11 protein-coding genes are annotated in these 14,872 nt (G+C 30.6%); 7 read left to right on the top strand and 4 right to left on the bottom strand.

What is annotated here, in order from left to right; all coding sequences use genetic code 11:
* Window positions 1–150: 150 nt before the first annotated feature.
* The 4 genes from FNB79_RS16270 to FNB79_RS16285 form a co-directional block, all read right to left on the bottom strand.
* On the bottom strand, window positions 151–2,736 hold the full coding sequence (locus FNB79_RS16270; protein ID WP_246073295.1) for a glycoside hydrolase family 95 protein: 2,586 nt from the start codon (window positions 2,734–2,736) through the stop codon (window positions 151–153).
* 187 nt (window positions 2,737–2,923) lie between these two features.
* The gene (locus FNB79_RS16275; protein ID WP_143382366.1) at window positions 2,924–4,303 is read right to left on the bottom strand and encodes a sulfatase-like hydrolase/transferase; all 1,380 of its coding nucleotides are present in this window, start codon (window positions 4,301–4,303) and stop codon (window positions 2,924–2,926) included.
* A 683-nt stretch (window positions 4,304–4,986) separates the two neighbouring features.
* The gene (locus FNB79_RS16280; protein WP_221932585.1) at window positions 4,987–9,162 is read right to left on the bottom strand and encodes a hybrid sensor histidine kinase/response regulator; all 4,176 of its coding nucleotides are present in this window, start codon (window positions 9,160–9,162) and stop codon (window positions 4,987–4,989) included.
* A gap of 449 nt (window positions 9,163–9,611) precedes the next feature.
* Entirely contained in the window at window positions 9,612–10,094 is a 483-nt protein-coding gene (locus FNB79_RS16285; RefSeq protein WP_143382367.1) for a hypothetical protein, read from the bottom strand.
* A gap of 685 nt (window positions 10,095–10,779) precedes the next feature.
* Here FNB79_RS16285 and FNB79_RS16290 point away from each other — a divergent pair.
* The 7 genes from FNB79_RS16290 to FNB79_RS16315 all read left to right on the top strand — a co-directional run bounded on the left by FNB79_RS16290 (window position 10,780) and on the right by FNB79_RS16315 (window position 14,801).
* Window positions 10,780–11,217: a PH domain-containing protein gene (locus FNB79_RS16290; protein ID WP_143382368.1), complete on the top strand. Its 438-nt coding sequence runs from the start codon at window positions 10,780–10,782 to the stop codon at window positions 11,215–11,217.
* A 268-nt stretch (window positions 11,218–11,485) separates the two neighbouring features.
* Entirely contained in the window at window positions 11,486–11,887 is a 402-nt protein-coding gene (locus FNB79_RS16295) for a DoxX family membrane protein (RefSeq protein ID WP_143382369.1), read from the top strand.
* Window positions 11,888–11,950: 63 nt separating this feature from the next.
* Window positions 11,951–12,499 carry an isochorismatase family protein gene (locus FNB79_RS16300; protein WP_143382370.1) on the top strand — a complete coding sequence of 183 codons (549 nt, stop codon included), beginning with the start codon at window positions 11,951–11,953 and terminating at the stop codon, window positions 12,497–12,499.
* A 119-nt stretch (window positions 12,500–12,618) separates the two neighbouring features.
* Window positions 12,619–13,461, top strand: coding sequence for an AraC family transcriptional regulator (locus tag FNB79_RS16305; protein WP_143382371.1), 843 nt, complete (start codon window positions 12,619–12,621; stop codon window positions 13,459–13,461).
* Between the two features lie 90 nt (window positions 13,462–13,551).
* Entirely contained in the window at window positions 13,552–13,710 is a 159-nt protein-coding gene (locus tag FNB79_RS17310; RefSeq protein ID WP_185967797.1) for a hypothetical protein, read from the top strand.
* A 137-nt stretch (window positions 13,711–13,847) separates the two neighbouring features.
* On the top strand, window positions 13,848–14,396 hold the full coding sequence (locus FNB79_RS16310; protein WP_143382372.1) for a carboxymuconolactone decarboxylase family protein: 549 nt from the start codon (window positions 13,848–13,850) through the stop codon (window positions 14,394–14,396).
* Between the two features lie 30 nt (window positions 14,397–14,426).
* Window positions 14,427–14,801 carry a cupredoxin domain-containing protein gene (locus FNB79_RS16315; RefSeq protein WP_143382373.1) on the top strand — a complete coding sequence of 125 codons (375 nt, stop codon included), beginning with the start codon at window positions 14,427–14,429 and terminating at the stop codon, window positions 14,799–14,801.
* The last annotated feature ends 71 nt before the right edge of the window (window positions 14,802–14,872 follow it).

A 14,872-nucleotide genomic window follows, 5' to 3' on the forward strand; every position in this document is an offset into this window, starting at 1 on the left:
AAATCACATTAATATTCTTATTTATTTATACCTCAAAACGATAATCAAAACAGTTACTATACCGTACAAAAAAATGTTGTCTCTCCACTAAAAATAAATCCAAATGCTGGGAACTGTTATATTCCCTGTTAAATTAAAGGCTCGCATATATTATTTTTTTACAAGGATTATTTCCTCTCCAACTTTTGTATCAATATCATACTCAAAAGAAGGTTTTAAAGAAATGCCTTTAAGAGTCGCTTTTTTAGAAATAATAGGCTCTTTAATTTCTGGAACTTGATAAAACGTATTGGGATTATCACCTGAAGCCACATGTAAAACATCTCCATTTGGAGACTTTAATTCACTATACGAGCGTATGCGAAGATTACCTCCTAATGTTGATTTAATTATTGCCTTTATAACTTCTCCATCCTTCCATTCTAAATCTAAAATCTCGAAACCTCCGCGGGCTCTTAAACCTGTAACTTGTCCATCTTTCCATACATCTGGTAAAGCAGGAATTAAATGAATTGCTGCATCGTGACTTTGTACTAACATTTCTGTTAGCCCAGAAGTAAATCCAAAATTACCATCGATTTGAAATGGTGGATGCGCATCAAGCATATTAGCATACGTACCACCACCTTTAGGAGAATCTGCACGGCCGACCAATTTTATTTGATCGCCCATTAATCTATAGGCATGATTACCATCTAACAAACGTGCCCATAGATTAATTTTCCAATTCATAGACCAGCCAGTAGAGGGATCGCCTCGCTGAATTAAAGTATTTTTTGCTCCTTCAAACAATTCTGGAGATCTATATGGTGAAATTAAGTTGGAAGGATATAAACCGTATAAATGAGACACATGACGGTGATCGTCTTCAGGATCGTCTAAATCGTCCATCCATTCTTGTAATTGATTGTGTTGGCCTACTTTAAAAGGAGGAAGTTTTTCAAGAGTCTGCTTCATTTTTTGCACCAAATCTGCATCTTCATTTAATAATTCTGCTGCTGCAATGGTTTTAGTTAGCATATCAAAAACCAATTGGCTATCCATAGATGTACTTTCAACAATATTTACACCTTCAGGGCGTCCTTTAGGAGCATGTTCTGGTGAAATCGTTGGAGATATTACTAAATAGCCATTAGGATCTTCTGTTAAGAAACTTAAACAAAATTCTGAAGCACCTTTCATAGCTGGATACACAGATTTTAAATAATCTATATCTCCATTAAATATATATTTTTCCCACACATGCTGAGTCAGCCACGTTCCACCAGTTGTCCACATACCCCAGGTTGCGCCGTCTACAGGACCTGTTATACGCCATAAATCGGTATTATGATGCGTAACCCAACCGTTTGCATCATACATTTCTTTAGCTGTTTTTTGCCCTACAACAGAAAGTTCTTTTACTAACTCAATTAAAGGTTCATGCATTTCTGTGAGATTAGTAACCTCTGCTGGCCAGTAGTTCATTTCCGTATTAATATTTACCGTATACGCACTTTTCCAAGGTGGTGTTAAATCTTTATTCCAGATTCCTTGGAGGTTTGCAGCCTGTCCTCCGGGCTGTGATGATGAAATTAAAAGATACCGTCCAAACTGAAAATATAACGCTGCCAAACTAGGGTCTGTTACCGAGCTGAAGTTCTTTATTCTAACATCTGTGGGTTTTTCATCATGCTCAGACGAACCTAAATCTAGAGACACTCTATTAAAGAATTTCTTATAATAGTTAGAATGACTTGTTTTTAATTGGTCGTAATCTTTCGTTTCTGCAGCAGTAATATAGTCCGTTGCTTTTTTATGGGCATCTGCACTAAGATCTTGATAATTCACAAAATTTGTAGCAATCGATATATAAATGGTTACACTATTTGCTTTAGAAACTTCTAACGTATTGTTTTTAGCAGCTACACGTCCTCCCTCATTTACAATTTTAACCCGAGATTGAAACTCGACTTCGCCTTTTATGGCTTTGGCATTCTTCAATCTTTTATTTAAATTATCACTTCCTAATCCGACCATTTTTAATACATTATCACCTTCTGTTGTCACGGTAACTTTAGCCGGTTCAGGACGATCCATATCGGCTGTAAAACTTAATTTCCCATCTTTATTTGCCGTTAATCGCAGTACAATTACTTGATCTGTAAACGATGTAAACATCTCACGTTTATATTCTACACCATCAACTGTATATGTAGTAGTATTAATTGCATTTTCAATATCTAACGCTCTGTGATAATTTGAATATGCTTCGTGGTTTAAAAAATCTAATCTTAAATTACCCACCGTTTCATAGGGCATTCCATGGGATGTTTGTGAAATAAATTTGGCATTAGCCAGATTATGAGCTTCTTGAAACTTACCATTAAACAACAATTTTCTAATTTCAGAAAGCGCATCTTTTGCATCTGGATTAGCATTGGTATGTGGACCACCCGCCCAAAGGGTAGCTTCGTTTAATTGAATGTTTTCTTCTGAAGGATGACCATAAACCATAGCCCCTAGTCGTCCATTACCCAGAGGTAAAGCTTCGTTCCAATCGGCTGCAGGAGCATCATACCACAAAAGCAGTTTTGAGGTTTTAAGTTGCATGGAAGACTCTTTTTTATCGGACTCATTACAACTCAATATACTTAAAGACAAACACACTATTAATAATTTAAAAAACTTAGATTTCAGTTCTTCTATAGCACGTTTTTTTGATATCCGTAATACCATTTGTTGAAACAAATACATAAGCGATTATTTTATTGATTGTATTCTCTATTATTAATTAAAATCTTATTTTAAATCGTGTTAAAGCCTTCATCCTATACATCCTAAATCACTAATACTTGTGAGTGTTTAGGAATTAAAAACCTTGAACATACATCCAAGGTTTTTCCGCTTTAAACTCAACTAAAAAACATGAAACATGTATATTTTACTTGGCAACCGTTGGTGCTCCAGAACGCACATCTTGTTCCCATTCTGTTAATATCTTATCCATTTTTTGTACGCGCATAGGGTAAGAACTTGAAAGGTCTTGGGTTTCTGAAAGATCTACTTTTAAATTAAATAAATCCAGAGTAACCACCGTGTCTTCAATAGTTTTTACCAATTTCCAATCGCCTTGCCTTACTGCTTTTTTATTTCTAAACACCCAAAACAAATTACGTTCAGGAGCTGAATCTCCTTGTACTAGATGCTGTTTAAAGCTAACTCCATCTACATGTTTTCCTGTTGGAGTTGCATTTGCAAAATCTAATAATGTTGGTAAAATATCCATCGTTAAGATGGGAGTAGTATTTAGTGTACCCGCTTTAAAATGTCCTGGGTATCGCATAATGGCTGGAACGCGATGCCCGCCTTCGTAAACACTAGCTTTATAATCTCTTAACACTCCATTATCTCCCCTTGATGAAGCAGCTCCGTTATCTGAACAAAAAATAACAATCGTATTTTTTTCTAAACCTTCATTTTTTAAGGTGTTTAATAATTTGCCTATAGTTCCATCAAGTGTTTCTATCATCCCTTCGTATATGGTTTGTATAGAATCTTTAGGGACTTTTCTAATATATTTTTTACTTCCCTTTTCTCTCACAGGTTTATCATGGCGTCCTTGAATTGGATAATGAGGAGCTTCTTGAGCGAGATATAAAAAGAAAGGTTTTCCAGTGGTATTGGAGTTGTGTTTTTTTATAAATTGAATACCATAGTCATTAATAAGATCTGTTGAATATCCCTTTTCATTTTCAATATTATTGTTTTTCCACCAATCTAAATAACCTTCTTGATCTACATGAGCATGATAATCTATATTTCCGCTAACAAATCCAGAAAAAGTATTAAACCCTTGATAAATAGGATTAAAAGATTCTGCATAACCTAAATGCCATTTACCAAACATTGCTGTAGTATATCCTAAACGTTGCAGCTCATCTGCTAAAGTTACTTCATCTAAATTTAATCCTACATCTCTGTGATTAGCCGCGGTAATAACACCTTCTATACCTGTACGTTGTTGGTATTTACCCGTCATTAATGCTGCTCTTGTAGGACTACATAAAGGGCCATTAGCATGAAAATCTAAAAATTTAATACCCTGAGAAGCTAGTTTGTCTAAATTTGGTGTCTGGATTTTTTTACTCCCATATGACGATAATTCTCCATAGCCTAAATCATCTGCCATAATTAAAACAATATTAGGTTTAATATTTTCTGTCTCTACAGACTGCTGAGCGAATGTTGGCAAAAAAGAAAACAATAAAAAACCTTTAATCAAATTACTAAATGACATTAGAAAGGATGTATTCATTTTCATATGGTAACTATTAATTTATATGCTATGTTATTTATAATAACCCTAACCATCTATTACTCCATCAATGTTTAGGGTTATTACTACTCAATTCAACACCACTGCAAGATTGATTTTAATTTAAAAACTTGCTATAAATTATAGTCCAATTGCTATAAATTATGATTGATAATAATAAAAACTGTATCTATTTAATTGACTAAATGTGAAGCAACTATAGTATTAGTATTTATAATTTTAAAAACATGTGATGCCTGATAATATTATAAAATAACATCTCAGCTTTAAATAAAAAAGTTCAGAATACATTCTGAACTTTTTACCAAAAGCAACAACAAATACCAAACTGAATGCGCTTTTATATTTTAATAATGTAGATTTAATCATGAAAAAATTGAATACTTAGTAAATAGAAATAAATCATTTTTGGAGTGATTTATTCCAACCTCCATTGAGTTCTTTACTAGGTACTTTAAATTTAGGGATTTTTGTACTTAATCACTATAAATTATGGATTAACACCTATAAATTATCACCTAATATTAGATTTAACGTATAATTATCTAATAAAAATGTAAGTCTTTTCTATAATTAGTAGTTTTCTAAATAATTTAACTTACTACATTAATAAAACATGCTTTTGAAGCGTAACTAGATATTGCTATTTATTAAACTATATAAGAGTATTAATCTTCAATTTCGGAGACTTCTTTTTTATGGGCTTCAACATATTCACTTGGCGTCATATTATAAAGTTCTTTAAAGGTCTTACCAAAATATGCTGCCGAATTAAATCCGGACATATGTGTAACTTCTTTTATTGTATGCATGCCTTTAAGTAGTAAATCTGATGCATATTTTAAACGAATTGTTCTTATAAAATGACTTGGATTTTGCCCTGTAATGGACTGTATTTTTCTATAAAATTGAGAACGACCAATACCAACTTCTTTTAATAAATGCTCTAATTTAAATTCGGTGTCACTAATATTATCAAGGATAATTTTAGTTGTTTTTTCTAGAAACGCTTCATCTATAGAATTATTTGTAACTTCTTTAGATGGAATTACGGCTCCTAATTTCGAGAATTTTTCACGTAACACACGTTTCGTCTCTAATAAATTAGAGATTCTAGCTTTTAACACACGCATGTTAAATGGTTTACCTAAATACCCATCTGCACCTGTTTTGTACCCTTCAATTCTATCTTCTTCTAAAGCGCGAGCCGTTAATAAAATAACAGGAATATGACATGTTTCAAACTCAGATTTAAGTTGTTTACATAGCTCAAATCCATCCATTTTTGGCATCATAACATCACTAACTACAAGATCGGGATAGTGTTTATGAACCATTTTTAATCCTTCTTCTCCATTTATAGCTTCAATAATCTCATAACGCGCACGCAATTCACTTTTTAAATGTTCACGTAGTTCCTTATTATCTTCTACAACTAAAATTTTACATTTATCCTTAACTTGAGAAACTTCAGTATCGTCTACTAAATCTAAATCTTCAGAAATAAGCATATCGTATTCTACAGACTTCATAGAGTTAATTAAGAATTCATCCTTTACATCTTCTACTACAGCTGTTTCTGCTTTTTTATTATAAGGAATTCTAACAACAAACTTACTTCCTACCCCATATTCACTTTCTACAAAAATTTCTCCACCGTGTAATTCTACTAACCCTTTGCAAAAATTTAATCCTATACCTGTACCTGTCTTATTTACATCTACATTATAAAATCTAGAAAACACTTGATTGAGCTGATCTTTATCTAATCCAATCCCAGTATCTTCAACAATAATCTCGATATAATCTGTTAAACGTTTAGATTGACCTAAAAAATTTCCTTGTTTTTTCTTTTCTAAAACCTTATTAATTGACACTACAATTTCTCCTCCATTATTTGTGAATTTTATAGCGTTTGAAATTAAATTGGTTAATATTTTTTCAATTTTATCAAAATCAAAATAAGAATACAATTGATCTGTAGTAGACGTAAATGTATATCCTATGTTCTTTTTAAGGGCTAAGCCTTTAAACAGAGCAAAAATATCGTTACTAAATTTTACAATATCTCCTTTTTGCAATTGAAGCGGAGCCATTCCTACTTCCATTTTTCTATAATCTAGTAATTGATTTACTAAATACAACAATCTTCTGGCACTACGCTGAATAGATTTAGCAGAAGATTTTACAACTGCAGGATCGTTATAACCTGCCATTAATTTATCTAACGGATTTAAAATTAAAGTTAGAGGTGTTCTAAATTCGTGTGAAACATTTATAAAGAATTCTAGTTTCATTTGGTCGAATTCGTGTTCCTTTTCTTCTTTAATTCTATTTGTAAAATATTTATTTAAATACCATAAAGACACCAAGAAAATAATAGCATAAATAGTATAGGCTGTCCACGTTTTCCATGGTGGTGATTGCAATCTAATATTTAAAGATCTTACAGGTGCATTATCCCAATCGCCATCTACCGTTGCTTTAACTTTAAATGTATACACTCCGGGCTGTAAATTAGAATAGTTTACAAGCCTGTTAGTTCCTGCATATATAAAATCATCGTCTAAGCCTTCCATTTTATATGCATATTTTACTTGCTCTTGATTTTTAAAATGAAGTGCTAAATAATTAAAAGATAAATTGGTTTGCTTATAATCTAATTCTAACTGCTTAGTGTCTGAAATAGTTTCTGTAAGTACGAATTTTTTATTTATGCGTTCGCCCGTCTTAACATATTGATTATTAATTTTTAGGCCAGAAATTCTTGGGTATAATTTCTCTGAAGACGCCATGATAATCTCTGAAGGTTTAAAAATATTAAACCCATTAATTCCTCCAGCTAAAATGCGACCATCTTTAGTTCGGTCTATAGATTTACTTTGGAATTCCATACCTTGAATTCCATCATGTGTATTAAAATTTTTTATGGTATTTGTAGTTGGATTTATAAAAGATAGTCCGCTTCGGGTTGTGACCCAAAAATTATTATTGAAGTCTTCTTTTATTCCTGTAATTAAATTGTTAGGAAGTCCATCTGTAGTAAAGTAAGTTTTTACGAGATTAAGATTAGCATCTAGTTTATAAATACCTATATCTGTACCTAACCAAATATTATGCATTTCATCCTCGGTTATATCGTTTATACGGTTTCCAGAGATCCCGTGTATATTTACTTCTTCAAACGTTATAAATTTTGGAATTTGAGTTCCTATACTATCTAAACTCACATAGTTTAAACCTAAAGACGTCCCGACTAATAAGCGATTATTAGAATCTATAAATAAAGAAAATACAAAATTACTTAGTAATCCTTTTTGTTTGTTTTCCCCTATTTTAAAATGATGAAATGTCTGATCTTGTTTATTAAACACATCTAAACCCTCGTCTCTTAAACCAAGCCAAACTCTATTATTTTTATCTTCAATCCCACTCCATACAGAATTTTGTCCGATTGTAGAATTAGAGTTTTCTAGATGGTAATAACTTTTAAAAGTTTTAGTTTCTGGGTTAAATTTACTTACACCTCGATCTAAAGTACACACCCAAATATCGCCCTCATTACCTTCAAACGTGTACATTATTTTATTTGAACTTAAAGAACTACTATCGTCTGGATCGTGACTATAAGCTGTAAATGTTGCTGTTTCTTCATCAAAATAATTTAAACCACCATTGTAAGCACCTAACCAAATGCGTCCTTTTGAGTCTTGAAGTACAGATTGTACAATTTTTTCATTTAATCCATTTTCTCTACCCTTCTGGTAGTAATAATGTCCGAAACTTGATTTTTTTACATCTAATTTGCTAATGCCTTCGTTATAAGTTGCAATCCAGAAAATACCATCTTTATCTTCAATTACATCTGACACTTGATTTCCAGGTAACGAAAAGGGATCTGATGGATTATTAACAATATTGGTTAACTTGTCTTTATCCTTATCATATAAATATATTCCAGACCCATCGGTCACAATCCAAATAATTCCTGCAGTATCTTCGTATATTGTATAAAATGGAATACTTTCTTGAGTTAGCGCAAGTTCTTTAAAACTATTTTTGGATTTGTCCCAAAGAATAATGTTAGACAAATCGTTTCCAATCCAGAAATCATTATCAGAGTCAATAAATAAACGTTTGGGAATATGATTTAATTCGTAAGGTTTTTTATGCTTTATTAAAACACGTTCAAAACGGTCTGTTAAAGGGTTGTATTTATTTAAATGTTGTCCATTGGTCTCTACCCAAATAAAGCCATCTCTATCTTTTCCAATAGAGTTTATGTTGTTGTTATCTATTGTATATTCATGTTCTAGATTAAACGCATAATGTACTGGTTCTAATTGATCTACCTGACTAGAATCGTCACTTAACACCAATTTAACGAGACCATCACTAGTCCCAACCCAAACAATATTTGCGATATCATCGTATAATAACGTATTAATTATTTTTTTTGGATTATTGAGTTTAAGCGGCTGATTAAACAGCGGAATATGTGTAAAAAGTTGTGTGTCCCGATGATAAAAGTTTAAGCCATTATTTGTACCTATCCATAAATTTTCTTGCTTATCTTCTTGTATGGCATTTATTCGGTTATTACTTATAGAGGTAGAATCGTTTAATAAGGGTCTAAATATCTCAAAATCATATCCATTATATTTATTTAATCCATCAATAGTCCCAAACCACAAAAATCCTTGACTATCTTGAAATAGCTCTAAGCACGTGCTACTAGAGAGTCCTTCTTCTGTATTTAAATTCTCAAATTTAAGGTTAGAATATTGCCCAAAAATATGATTACAACAAAAACATAATACAATTAAACATAAATTCTTATTCATTAGTTAGCTATTTTGTCAATACCGTAAAATTAGCAAAATTTAATAAAAAGTTAACTTTTATTGTGGTTTTATAGTCATTAAAATTGTTATTAACCCGACTTTTCCACTTAAAAAAGCAGCTTACTCATCTTAAAGTTAATCGATTACATTAAGTTTACTATTTTTTATAAATTTCTAAATTTTAAAAGATTTCACATCATAAAACACTAATTATTTAACTCAATTATTGGAGTTTAACACTTCTTGGTTAAAATATTAATTTTTAATGAGATTGTTTATAGAGAAAAAATCTGAATATGATAGTAGCTAAACAAATACTGAAACATAATGTAATAATGATAAAAAAGAGAATTAATATAGTTAAAGACAGTTTATTGATTTGTTACTAAACAAAAAAAGTTGAGTTTTTTACAAAACTCAACTTACCATAAATGTATTACATCTTATAATTAACTTCTAATAATATTATAGCTAATTCCTATACCTACAGAAGCAGGTGAAAACTCCCCTGAAGATATGCCTTGGTAAAATCCATATACATTCCATTTATCATTATGGAATCCCATCTCTGGTCTGTAATAAAACCCATTATCTCCATAGTTATCATCTGTAAAAATCCCATACCCTAGATCTGCACCTAAAAAGAAGTGTTTTGTTGGATAATAGCGAAACAAACCTGCTATAGGAATAATACCAAAATCATCAAATTCATCTTCACCAAAATAATTTGAATATCCTGTAGAAATACCTATAGCGTAACTATTTGTATTTAAAAATTGATATTTTACATCTACTCCCAATACAAAAGACGATGTGTCCGAAGTATCTCCTAATGGTGAGCCTGCATGTACGCCTATTTTAATCCAATCTGACTGGGCATGTGATACCGTAAAACTAGCAAAAGCTAAAAACAATAAAATTAATTTTTTCATTTATTCATTTTTTTACTGCAAAGTTAAGACATCATTTTTATGATTATTCACTAATTCTAAAAATTTAATCATCGTAAATTTAGACATGTTTTGGATGGACATTACAAATAACTATTTCTCAACTCAATGAAGTGAGAACCCCCAAATAAAATTATATTTTTTTAGCACGAAAAAAGTTTTTAGCATATAAATAAACTCTTGTTTGTATTATAATGCTACAGGTATATTAATACAAAAAGCTCTATTTTTTTTAGTGCCTTGTATACTTATTATGTCATCCTTCACCATACTCTAATTCCTCTTAAAAAAATGTGCCCATCGGTATGTTACATTATTTTCTATTACCAGAGAATCTTTATTTTATTAGTAATGATTGGTTAGTTTGAGTTTGTTTCATATAATTGATGTCCTAAACTTATTTTATAATAAATAACCAGCTCCAAACAATAGATTTTATAGTCTACAATAATTTAAATTTATTTTAAGAGAGCTATTAAACCCTGAGCAAAAAATAAAGTTCTAAAACAAAAAAAACACTACGACAAAACAATTTACTCTAATACATATATTTTTATCTTTAATTTATAAAAAATATTTAGCTATTCAAAAAGACAGAAATAAAGAAAGAAAAATCGATTTATAAATATTTTAAACGTAATAACTCGGCACAATAAAACAACACACAATGAAAACCTATAAGTCTAAATTCGGATATAAACTCATGTTATTTTTAACACTCTTATTTGGAAGTATGTTAGTATTTATGATTTATAAAAACGAACCACTTGAAGCAATTCTTTCGGTTGGCGGCATCTTTTTAGCCATCTATCTATTCGTTTTATATATAAATTTTTCAACAATATATACAATTACAGACGCTGGGGTTCTAATTGTAAAATCTGGTTTTGTTTACAACCAACGTTTCGATATACAAAAAATAAAATCTGTTAGAAAGACAACTAACATCATGTCGTCTCCTGCGCCATCTTTAGACCGGCTAGAGCTAACGTATGGTAAATTTGATATTATAGTAATCTCACCAAAAAACAAGATTGATTTTGCTCGAGAATTGAAAAAAATAAATCCAAGAATTAAAAATGACTTAGAGATTTTATCCTCTTAAATACTAAATCCATTTAAAATTAAGGCTACTTTAAATGGAATATTTATTATCTCATATAAACCGCTAAAACTAAATTGAAACAAGTCGTACATTTATACATCAAAAAAATTGAGTGATTGAAACCAAATTATATAAAAGAGAAGTGTGTTAATTGAACAAAATAATTGGGATAGCGTAAGATTTTAAACAAATAAAAGACTAAGACATTTTACATTATAATTAGGGTATAGCCCCATAAATATTATTTAAACACCTAAAAAAACTTAATATGCAACAAAACACATCGTATTTAATTGTAAGACTTGCTATAGGTATAAGTATGTTTGGACACGGTTTAGTACGCCTACCTAAACTACAAGCCTTTAGCGCTGGAATTGTTAAATCTTTTGAAAACTCTATGCTGCCAGAGTTTTTAACGCTCCCTTTTAGTTATGTATTACCTTTTGCAGAATTTACCTTTGGATTACTTTTAATTTTAGGATTATTCACAAGAGTTGCATCTATAGGTATTTCAGTTGTATTAATGTCTTTAATTTTCGGATCAACCTTAGTAGAGAATTGGGGTGTAATCACCGCACAATTAGTTCATGTGGCATTTGCAGTTTACGTTATTCATAATATAAAAGATAACACCTTTGCCTTAGACAATGTTATAAATAAAAAACACTAGAAAACTATATTGCTTATGGTTTTACAACCATCTAAATGTAATCTAATAGTATAAAATTAGCATATGCTCCACAACACTGCCTTATTAATTATTGATATGCAAAAGGGATCGTTTACTCCAAAAACACCTAGATATAACGCTAAAGGCATTATTGATAGCATTACCAAACTCACTACATTATGTCATGCAAGCGAATTACCTGTAATTTATATTCAACATGACGGGACAGGCACAGGTGAATTAGAAAAACACACCCAAAACTGGGAAATTTTAGAAGCCTTCTCCATACATACTACAGATATTATTATACACAAACGTGCCAATGATGCTTTTTATGATACAACTTTAGAAGCTACTTTAAAGGCCCTAAACATAAACAATTTAATAATTACAGGCTGTGCAACAGATTTTTGTGTGGCTTCAACAATTCAATCTGCACTTATAAAAAACTATAATATTACTGTGGTTGAAGATGGGCATACAACAGCAGATAGACCTTATGTAAATGCTGAAAATCTAATTAAACACTACAATTGGATTTGGCAAAACCTTACCCCCACAGAGGGACAAATAACAGTGAAAAATTTTGAACATTTAAAAGGTGATTTTTAAAAACTATATGGTTTAAAACACACTAAAATTTACAATAGCAGCTTAAAGTCATATCGTTTTACTATATAAAAAAAGTAGTCCGACTGTAATTTTTTAATTAGTAATCAGACTTAGTGTTTATGATGTATACTTTTAAAGAATTTTCTACAAACGCTATTTTTAATATTGGTAACGCGCACGATTTACTTGCTTATAAAAGCGCAAAACAATGTGAATATTACACTTTTATTTGGGCTAAATCAGAACCTATAAATTTAGTTATAGACAGTGTACCTTTTAAGCTAAAACCTCATAGCATTCTAGCTTTAACACCTATTCAATACTTGCAGTTTATAGATGGATCTGACATTACTATATATCAATTTAACCAAGAGTTTTACTGTATAAAAGATCATGACCAAGAGGTAAGTTGTGTAGGTATATTATTCTTTGGTAATACAAATATTCCTGTAATTCATTTAAACACTACAGAGCAGCATAAATTTGAAACTTTACATGAGGTTTTTATTGACGAATTGGAAACAGAAGATAATATTCAGGCTGAAATGCTACGCATGTTAATGGCTCGTTTTATTATTAAAAGTACCCGCTTATTAAAGGCTAAAGAAGGGATGATTGAAACCCCAAAAAGTTTAAAAGTAAATTTATTACGCGAATTTAATTTTTTAGTAGAACAACATTTTAAAACAGAACATAGTGTTTCTTTTTATGCCGAAAAACTCTTTAAATCGCCTAAAACGCTATCTAATAATTTTGCAAAATTAAATAGAAGTCCGTTACAGATAATTCACGAGCGTATTGTTCTAGAAGCACAACGTCTATTAATTTACACCGATAAAACAGCTAAAGAAATTGCTTATGATATTGGCTTTGAAGATGCTTCTCATTTAAGCCGATTATTTAAAAAACATACCGGATTATCTCCTTCAGATTACAAAAAACGACTAAATTTAAGTAGTTAGGAAAAATTGACAAGCCTATGGGCAAATTCTTCATTCTTTTATAACTGCTTCTATCTCATCTTTGCATTGTAATATTAAAACAATAATAAGATGAGATTAAAAAACATATCTATATTCAACCTTATAGAAATATTCACTCAGAATAGAAAAGCAGCTGTAAACACTATCAGTCCAAAAACACATTGCGAGCAAAAACATATTCATGATTTCTATTGTGATGCAGAAAAACCATTTATAGGCAATTTTTAAACAAGAGAAAAAACGACATGTGTTAGGGAATAACAAACATTCCTAATCACTTTAATTTCCCACAACTTTGTATCAACAAAAACATCAACACAAATACAATAATAACTGAATCCGTTTCAGAAAAAAAAAGTAAAAACATGAGTACATTTAATATTCCTTTAAAAACAGAAGTAAGCGAAAATAACCAGGTAATTTTCGACAATCTAGAAAAAACTTTAGGATTTGTCCCTAATTTATATGCAACCTATGCACATAGCGATACGGCATTAGAAAACTATTTAACGTTTGCCAATTCTAAAACATCATTAACAGCCAAAGAAAAAGAAGTAGTAAACCTTGTTGTTAGCCAAGTTAACAATTGTATTTACTGCTTATCTGCACACACTGCTATAGGAAAAATGAACGGTTTTACAGATGCACAAATCTTAGAATTAAGAGCTGGATTTTCTTCTGTAAATACCAAACTAGACGCTTTAGCGAAATTAGCTAAAAACATTACAGAAAACAGAGGAAAAACAGACGCTACGGTGTTAGAAAATTACTTTAATGCAGGTTATAGTAAAGCAAATTTAATAGATACTATTTCTTTAGTTGGAGACAAAACAATTTCTAACTACATACATAGTACTACTCAAGTTCCTGTAGATTTTCCAGTAGCACAACCTTTAAATTTAGAAACAGTTTAATACATAATAATCTTTAAAAATTAAAAAAACATGAAAAAATTTATAGCAGTAATCGTATTCGCATTAACCTTTACATTCACAGGAAATGCACAAGAAAAAACAGCAACAGTGGTATCTTTAGAACAAACTAAAGGCGAGTTTACACAAAAAGCTTTAACGCTTAAAGAAGGTAATTATATTTTTGAAATTTCTAATAATAACGTAGGCAAACAAGTAGGTTTTGTTTTAGTACCCAAAGGTGCTGATGCTTCTAAACCAGACAACCACATTAAAAGTGCTTATGTAACTAAAGCTGTAGAAAATAACAGTACAGAATCTAGTAACGTTACAACTTTACAAAAAGGTGAATATGTATATTTTTGCCCATTAAATGCAACACCTCAATACACTTTAACTGTAGAGTAATCAAAACAGCTTTAATGTTTATTATATCATAAATCATTTATAAGAAAAGAGCAATTTAGAGGATTGCTCTT

Source organism: Formosa sediminum (assembly GCF_007197735.1).
GTDB classification, from domain to species: Bacteria; Bacteroidota; Bacteroidia; order Flavobacteriales; family Flavobacteriaceae; genus Formosa; species Formosa sediminum.

What these genes read in the sequence shown, in the direction of transcription:
- FNB79_RS16270 (WP_246073295.1), bottom strand. Translation starts at nt 2,736, where the DNA reads ATGTATTTGTTTCAACAAATGGTATTACGGATATCAAAAAAACGTGCT.
- FNB79_RS16275 (WP_143382366.1), bottom strand. Translation starts at nt 4,303, where the DNA reads ATGAAAATGAATACATCCTTTCTAATGTCATTTAGTAATTTGATTAAA.
- FNB79_RS16280 (WP_221932585.1), bottom strand. Translation starts at nt 9,162, where the DNA reads ATGAATAAGAATTTATGTTTAATTGTATTATGTTTTTGTTGTAATCAT.
- FNB79_RS16285 (WP_143382367.1), bottom strand. Translation starts at nt 10,094, where the DNA reads ATGAAAAAATTAATTTTATTGTTTTTAGCTTTTGCTAGTTTTACGGTA.
- FNB79_RS16290 (WP_143382368.1), top strand. Translation starts at nt 10,780, where the DNA reads ATGAAAACCTATAAGTCTAAATTCGGATATAAACTCATGTTATTTTTA.
- FNB79_RS16295 (WP_143382369.1), top strand. Translation starts at nt 11,486, where the DNA reads ATGCAACAAAACACATCGTATTTAATTGTAAGACTTGCTATAGGTATA.
- FNB79_RS16300 (WP_143382370.1), top strand. Translation starts at nt 11,951, where the DNA reads ATGCTCCACAACACTGCCTTATTAATTATTGATATGCAAAAGGGATCG.
- FNB79_RS16305 (WP_143382371.1), top strand. Translation starts at nt 12,619, where the DNA reads ATGATGTATACTTTTAAAGAATTTTCTACAAACGCTATTTTTAATATT.
- FNB79_RS17310 (WP_185967797.1), top strand. Translation starts at nt 13,552, where the DNA reads ATGAGATTAAAAAACATATCTATATTCAACCTTATAGAAATATTCACT.
- FNB79_RS16310 (WP_143382372.1), top strand. Translation starts at nt 13,848, where the DNA reads ATGAGTACATTTAATATTCCTTTAAAAACAGAAGTAAGCGAAAATAAC.
- FNB79_RS16315 (WP_143382373.1), top strand. Translation starts at nt 14,427, where the DNA reads ATGAAAAAATTTATAGCAGTAATCGTATTCGCATTAACCTTTACATTC.